7 protein-coding genes are annotated in these 7270 nt (G+C 62.2%); 5 read left to right on the top strand and 2 right to left on the bottom strand.

Going from position 1 to position 7270, the window contains the following annotated elements:
* From Q0025_RS07515 to Q0025_RS07500, 4 genes are all read left to right on the top strand, one after another.
* Window positions 1-312, top strand: a 312-nt coding sequence (locus Q0025_RS07515) for a DUF2076 family protein (protein ID WP_297297586.1), incomplete at its 5' end; no start/stop codon positions are given.
* 282 nt (window positions 313-594) lie between these two features.
* Entirely contained in the window at window positions 595-1395 is an 801-nt protein-coding gene (gene otsB, locus Q0025_RS07510) for a trehalose-phosphatase (protein WP_297297584.1), read from the top strand.
* 12 nt (window positions 1396-1407) lie between these two features.
* Window positions 1408-3198: a glycoside hydrolase family 15 protein gene (locus Q0025_RS07505; protein ID WP_297297582.1), complete on the top strand. Its 1791-nt coding sequence runs from the start codon at window positions 1408-1410 to the stop codon at window positions 3196-3198.
* Window positions 3183-4574 carry a trehalose-6-phosphate synthase gene (locus Q0025_RS07500; RefSeq protein WP_297297581.1) on the top strand — a complete coding sequence of 464 codons (1392 nt, stop codon included), beginning with the start codon at window positions 3183-3185 and terminating at the stop codon, window positions 4572-4574. The genes Q0025_RS07505 and Q0025_RS07500 overlap by 16 nt, the downstream gene beginning before the upstream one ends.
* Here Q0025_RS07500 and Q0025_RS07495 read toward each other — a convergent pair.
* Window positions 4561-5247: a L,D-transpeptidase gene (locus Q0025_RS07495; RefSeq protein ID WP_297297579.1), complete on the bottom strand. Its 687-nt coding sequence runs from the start codon at window positions 5245-5247 to the stop codon at window positions 4561-4563. The two genes, Q0025_RS07500 and Q0025_RS07495, sit on opposite strands and share 14 nt — an antisense overlap.
* A gap of 210 nt (window positions 5248-5457) precedes the next feature.
* Between Q0025_RS07495 and Q0025_RS07490 the strand changes: the two genes are divergently transcribed.
* Window positions 5458-5877, top strand: a complete 420-nt coding sequence (locus Q0025_RS07490) for a hypothetical protein (protein WP_297297577.1) — start codon at window positions 5458-5460, stop codon at window positions 5875-5877.
* Here the strand turns inward: Q0025_RS07490 and Q0025_RS07485 are convergent.
* Window positions 5862-7250, bottom strand: a complete 1389-nt coding sequence (locus Q0025_RS07485) for a mannose-1-phosphate guanylyltransferase/mannose-6-phosphate isomerase (protein WP_297297592.1) — start codon at window positions 7248-7250, stop codon at window positions 5862-5864. The two genes, Q0025_RS07490 and Q0025_RS07485, sit on opposite strands and share 16 nt — an antisense overlap.
* Between the last annotated feature and the right edge of the window lie 20 nt (window positions 7251-7270).

The raw sequence follows: 7270 nt of genomic DNA, 5'->3' as shown, positions 1-7270 counted from the left end.
GGCGGCCCGCCTCCGGGCGGCGGCGGCTTTCTGAGCGGTGCCTTGCAGAGCGCGGCCGGCGTCGCCGGCGGCGTCTTGCTGGCCGATTCGATCCGCAATCTCTTCGGCGGCCATGGCGGCGGCTGGGGCGGGCTTGGCATCGGCACGGGCATGACCGGCCTCGGCGGCGGCGAGACGATCGTCAATAATTATTATGACGACGACGGCAAATTCGGCGACGCTGGCAGTGGTACGGACACGACCGACATCTATGATACAGACAACAATTCGGATGATTTCAGCAGCAACGATGACGGATCCTTTGACGTGTAGTTGCGAGATCACGATGATTTCGGATCGGATCGACCCGAAATCATAAACGTGATCGATTCTAAAAGTTTAGAGCGGGATTATTTGCGAAAAACCGCTGACACTTTTTCGCATCCCGCTCTAGAGTTCACATCAACGCGAGCCTCGCCGCGTCAGCGGCGGGGCTTTTTATTTTTTACTGTCAAATTTCTGGCAGCTAGACCGGAACGATTTTAGCGTCCGCCCGTTATTACCGAGCGTGCATGGGATTGTCTGGCGCGCGGATCGCTCAAAATCGGGGAGCTTATGACGGTCAGCCGCACCCGGCCGCGCGCCGGCGAACAGGAGCGCCGGCCGGAGGCGTCGTTCATGGACAATCAGCCTTCGACCGCCAACGCCGCCTTAGCGCCGCCAAGGCCGGGCCGGAATTGGGCGCTCTTTCTCGATTTGGATGGAACTTTGCTCGACATCGCGGCAACGCCTGCTTCCGTCACTGTGCCGCCTGATCTCGTCAGCGACCTGCAAGGCGCTGCCCGCGCGCTGAACGGCGCCGTCGCCATCGTCAGCGGCCGGGCGCTCGCCGATATCGATCGGCTGCTGCAACCTTTGCGGCTCGCCGGCGGCAGCGAGCATGGGGCGGTCGTTCGCTTGCCTGACGGCACGCAAGAGCAGATCGGCACTCCCGTACCGCGAAACTGGGTCGAGGCCTTCATGGAATTGCAGGAGAGGCGCCCGGGCATTTTGACGGAGGTGAAGCCGCATAATGTCGTTGCGCATTTCCGTAACGCGCCGGATCAGGCGGCCGAAGTGATGCGGCTTGCCCGCCAGCTCGTCGCACGTGCGCCGCATGAATTCGAAGTGATGGAAGCCAAAATGGCATTGGAAATCCGTCCGCGCGCGGTAACCAAGGCGCGCCCGGTCCACCGCCTCATGGCGATGGCACCTTTCGCCGGCCGCCTCCCGGTTTTTGTCGGCGATGATGTCACCGACGAAGATGGTTTCGAGGCTGCGCTTGCGCATGGCGGGCTCGGCCTCAATGTCGCCGTGCGATTTAATGGCCGACCGCAGGACGTGCGCGATTGGCTGAAACGTGTCGCCGATCTCTGAGGCTTGGCGCTGATGCAGTCGCTTGATCTCGCCGCTATCGGCAATTGCGCCGTCGCAAGTCTTATCGACCGGAACGGCCGGCATGTTTGGTTTTGCTTTCCACGTATCGACGGCGACCCGGTCTTTTCGGCGCTCGTCAACGGCGACGAACCGCAACATGGCTTCATGGACGTGATGGTCTGCGACGCGGTCGAGACCAGCCAACGCTATCTGCGCAATACCGCCGTGCTGGAAACGACAATCACCGATCGCAACGGCGGCCAGGTGCGCGTCATCGATTTTGCCCCGCGCTTGCAGCGGTTCGGCCGCAGCTTCCGGCCGCCGATGCTGATCCGCCGCATCGAACCGCTGACCAAACGCGTGCGGCTCGCCGTGCGCATCCGCCCGCATTTCCATTATGGCGCGACCAAGCCCGCAATCAGCTTCGGCAGCAATCATGTCCGCTATTCGGGCGGCGAAATGGCGCTGCGCGTCACCGCCGATATGGCGGTCGCCTACATCCTGGAAGAATCCGAGTTCTCTCTCGACCGGCCGGTCAACCTGTTCATCGGCCCGGATGAATCGGTGCCGGAAGCGCCCGATTCCCTGGCCCAGAATTTTCTCGCCGCGACGATCGAGGACTGGCGCCTCTGGGTCCGCGGCCTTTCCATCCCCTTCGAATGGCAGAACGAAGTCATCCGCTCGGCGATCACGCTGAAGCTTTGCAGCTGCGAGGACACCGGCGCCATCGTCGCCGCGCTGACGACCTCGATCCCCGAGGCGCCATATACGGCGCGCAATTGGGACTATCGCTTCTGCTGGCTGCGCGACGCTTTCTTCACCGTCGGTGCGCTGAACCGGCTCGGCGCGACGCGGACGATGGAAAATTTCATCCGCTTCGTTATCGATGCCGTCCTGCGCTCGGACGATATTGCCATCGCCCCGCTCTATCCGATCTCGGCCGCGACGAGTTCCGAGGAACGGCTGGCGCCAGCCCTCGCCGGCTATCAAGGCATGGGGCCGGTGCGCATCGGCAATGCCGCGGTCTCGCAAATCCAGAACGATGTTTACGGCTCGATCGTCCTGACGGCGGCGCAGATGTTCTGGGATGCACGGCTGACCTACACCGGACTTTCGACGCTCTATCAACAATTGCGCGGCATGGGCCGCGTCGCCGCGCGTTGCGCGATGACGGTCGATGCCGGCCCGTGGGAATATCGCGAACGGACGAGCATTCACACGTATTCGGCTGCCATGTGCTGGGCGGCGTTGCATCGTCTCGCCTTGATCGCCGAGCGTGTCGGCGAGCACGCCGACGCCGCCGAATGGGAAGGCCTCGCGGCCAAATTGCGGGCGGAAATCCTGACACGGGCGACCATGCCGGAAGGCTGGATTTCCGGCGTGCTCGACGGGCCGGTCGCCGATGCGACCTGTCTGTTGCTGCCGGAGATCGGGCTTCTGCCGGCCAACGACCCGCGCGTCGGCCGGACGCTCGATATCATCGCCAAACGGCTTCTGCGCGATGGCTTCGTCATGCGCTATGACGAGGCCGACGATTTCGGCCGTCCTGAAACTGCGTTTCTCGTCTGCACCTTTTGGTATGTCGATGCGCTGGCTTTGGCCGGACGGCGCGACGAAGCGCGGGAGATTTTCAACAACGTTCTCGCGGTCCGCAACGCGGCAGGCCTATTGTCCGAGGACGTGCTCGCGGACACGCGCGTGCTGTGGGGCAATTTCCCGCAAGCCTATTCGCATGTCGGGCTCATTCATTCGGCGGCGCGGCTGTCGCGCGGTTGGGAGGAGGCGTTATGGCGCGCGTCGTGATCGTCTCGAACCGCGTGCCGCTGCCGTCGAAAGGCGCCAAGGCGGGCGGCCTGACCGTCGCTTTGAAGGACGTCTTCAAGCAGGGCGCTCTGTGGCTTGGCTGGAGCGGCGAGATCGCGGCGGAGACCGCGACCTCCGCCAAGCTGCACAATTCCGGCAAGCTCGATTTCGCAACCATCGACCTGTCCGAGGACGACTACCGGCGCTTCTACGTCGGCTTTGCCAATTCCGTCCTTTGGCCGTTGCTGCATTTCCAGCCGGGCCTGCTCGAATTCGATCGCGAGGATTTCGAGGGCTATCTCGCGGTCAACAGCACTTATGCCAAAGCACTGGCCGAACTGCTTCGCCCGGACGATCTCATCTGGGTCCACGATTATCATCTGATCCCGCTTGCCGATGCCTTGCGCGCGCTCGGCGTCAAGAACCGGATCGGCTTCTTCCTGCATGTGCCATTCGTGCCAGCGAGCGTCTTCGGCGTTTTACCGTCGGCGGAGAAGTTGCTGCGAATGATGCTGACCTATGATGTCGTCGGCTTCCAAGCGCGCCAGCACCTGCACGATTTTGAGGATTGCCTTTTGAGCTTCCTCAACATCGCCCGCCAATCGGGCGAACCGATCTCGTATGAGGGCCGCTCCGTCGTCGTCGATGCCATTCCGATCGGCATCGATTCGCGCGGCTTCGCACGCCAGGCGAAAAAGGCGGTTCAGAGCCGCGCTGCACACCGGCTGTTCGAAAGCATCGAGGGGCACGCCTTCATGATCGGCGTCGATCGGCTCGATTATTCCAAAGGTTTGCCCAACCGGTTCGAGGCTTTTGGCTATCTGCTCGATCGCTTCCCCGAACACCGGATGCACGTGACTTACCTGCAGATCGCTGCGCGCTCGCGTGAGGATGTGGCCGAATATCAGCGCTTGAAACGCGAACTCGATCGGCTCTCCGGCGACATCAACGGCCGCTATGCCGATTTCGATTGGCAGCCCTTGCGCTATATGACGCGCGCCGTCTCGCGCGCGAGCCTCGCCGGCTTTCACCGCCAGGCGCGGGTCGGCATCGTCACGCCGCTGCGCGATGGCATGAATCTCGTCGCTAAGGAATATATCGCCGCGCAGGACCCCGAGGACCCCGGCGTCTTGATCCTCTCGCGCTTTGCCGGCGCAGCCGAGGAATTGACCGAGGCGATCATCATCAATCCCTACGATCCCGAAGAGATCACCGAGGCGATGCACGAAGCGCTCGTCATGCCGCTCGACGAGCGCAAGGATCGGCAGGAAAAGCTGTTCGAAAAAATCTGCCAGACGACCGCGATCACCTATTGCCGCGACTTCATCAATGCGCTGACTGGCGGCACCAACGGCCACTCGCTTACATCACAATGACCTTGGTGCCGACGCCGACACGGCCATAGAGATCGATCACGTCCTGGTTCATCATCCGGATGCAGCCGGACGAAACACTGGTGCCGATCGTGTACGGCTCGTTGGTGCCGTGGATGCGGTAAAGCGACCCGCCGAGATAGAGCGCGCGGGCGCCAAGCGGATTGTCGGGGCCGCCCGCCATATGCGTCGGCAGATCGGGGCGCCGCTTCAACATTTCCACCGGCGGCGTCCAATCCGGCCATTCGGCCTTGCGGGAGATTTTCTCGACGCCCGTCCAGGCGAAGCCTTCGCGGCCGACGCCGACGCCATAGCGCAGCGCCTTGCCGTCTTTCTCGACGAGGAACAAAAATTTGCGTTGCGTATCGATGACGATCGTGCCGGGCCTCTCGTGGCCGGCATAATCGACTTCCTGGCGCAGGAAGACCGGATCGATTGCACGTTGCGGTTGGCCCGGCTGGGAGACGCCCGGATAGGCAGCGCCCGGTTCGTTATAGGCGGCGCGCTGCCCCCCCGTCAGCAGGAATTGCAGAAAGCCGCCGCCGTAATTGCCGGACGGCGCGGCGCTTGCGATCTGTTGACCTTGCGGATTGTTGTAACTTTGCGCGACGGCGGGCGCCGCGAACAAAGAAAGGCCAAGACAGCCCGAAGCAAGCCCAAGAAGCGCGCGCCGCATCGACGTTTCATCCCAAACCGCAGGTGACGATGCGCTTTTGTACCTGAGAATGAGGGATTACGGCTCAAATCCTAACTTCGTGGTTAGGGAATCGATAATGTTAATCCCCGGTCGGTCAGGGTAAAGGGCGGGTTAAATTGCTCACGACTTGTTTCAGTAAATTCGACGATCTTCGTTGGCCGTCCAGCGTGGCGGTGCTAAGACAAATGCGTGACGCGATTCTGGCGACTGTCCCCCTGGCTGGCGATTCTGATGATCGCCCTTCTCTCGCTGATGCCCGGCGGGTGGCGCCCCTATGCGGGTGAATCGATCTTAACCGAACGCTTCGTCGCGTACTTTCTGGCCGCCTTGATCCTGGCGATCCGTTTCCCGCGCCCGGCCGCCGGCATCGAGATTGCCGCCTGGCTCAGCATCTTTGCCGGCACGCTCGAAATCTTGCAGCTTTTGATCCCGGGGCGCAACGGCCGCTACGGCGATTTTGTCATGAGTTCGCTGGGCGCACTTTGCGGCGTGGCTTTCGGCCTGCTCGCAACCATCGTCTGGGAACACTGGCGCGGCAAGCCCGAAGCGCGCGAGCATTTCGAGACCACCGCTTCAGAGGACGTCGACGTCGCTCACACGCGATTGTAGACGTCTTCGAGCCGCACGATATCGTCTTCACCGAGATAAGAGCCGGTCTGCACCTCGATCAGTTCGAGATCGATCTTGCCGGGATTGGCGAGGCGATGGATCGCGCCGATCGGCAGATAGATCGATTCATTCTCATGCACCTGGACAATTTCCGTATTGCGGGTGACTTCCGCCGTGCCGCGCACGACCACCCAATGTTCGGCACGATGAAAATGTTTCTGCAACGAGAGTTGGGCACCGGGTTTCACGACGATGCGCTTGACCTGATAACGCGGCCCGTTGTCGATCGATTGATAATAGCCCCACGGCCGGTAGGAGCGCTTATGCTCCAGGGCCTCGCGCCGGTTTTCCGCCTTGAGCCGATCGACAAGCTGCTTGACCTTGTCGCCATGCGCGCGGTCAAGCACCAAAACGGCATCTTGCGTCGTGACGACGACGACGTTGTCGACACCGACGACGGTCGTGAGATGCTCGTCCGAACGGATATGCACATTCTTCGCGTCGAGCGCGATACCATGACCGCGGATTGAATTCCCGTCGCTGTCATGCGGCGACAATTCGTCGACCGCAGCCCAAGTGCCGACATCCGACCAGCCGATATCAGCCGGCACGACGGCGGCCTTGTCGGTATGCTCCATCACCGCATAATCGATGGAGATTTTTGGCGCACGCGAGAATGCGTCCTTGTCGAGAAGCAGGAACTCGAGGTCCTTGCGCGCTTTGGCCAGGGCCTCGGCCGCCGCATCGAGCACCAGCGGCGCATGGCGACGCAATTCGGCCTGCATGACATCGGCGCGAAAAATGAAATTGCCAGCGTTCCAGAGATAGCCGTCCGCGACATAGCGCGCCGCCGTTTCGGCATCAGGCTTCTCGACGAAGGCTTCGGCCTTCAGCACCGTGCCGTCGGCGAGCACGGGCTTGCCCGTTCTGATGTAGCCGTAGCCTGTCGCAGGCGCGGTCGGCTTGACGCCGAGCGTGACGATATAGCCGGTCGCGGCGGCGGCGGCGGCTTCACGGCAGCAGTCAAGAAAGGCGGCGCGATTCTTGACCACGTGATCGGCCGCGAAAATCGCGACGATCGTATCCGGTGCGATCTCCGCCGCAAGCTCCGCACCGACCGCGACGGCGGGCGCGGAATCGCGCCGCGTCGGTTCGAGCACCACGCGCGCCGCGCAGCCGACCTCCTTCGCCTGCTCGGAGGCGAGGAAGCGATAATCCTGATTGGAGATGATGATCGGCGCTTCGAAGAGCGGATCGTCGATGTTCTCGAGCGTCAATTGAAAGGTCGAGCGTGAACCGAGCAGCGAAATGAATTGCTTCGGCAGGCTTTCGCGCGATTCCGGCCAGACGCGGGTGCCGGAGCCGCCGCACATGATGATGGGAAGGATTTTCA

The sequence above is a fragment of the uncultured Methylovirgula sp. genome (assembly GCF_947646745.1).
GTDB lineage: Bacteria > Pseudomonadota > Alphaproteobacteria > Rhizobiales > Beijerinckiaceae > Methylovirgula.
The sequence above is the reverse complement of the archived record's forward strand: the minus strand, read 5'-3'. Positions and strand labels throughout refer to the sequence as shown.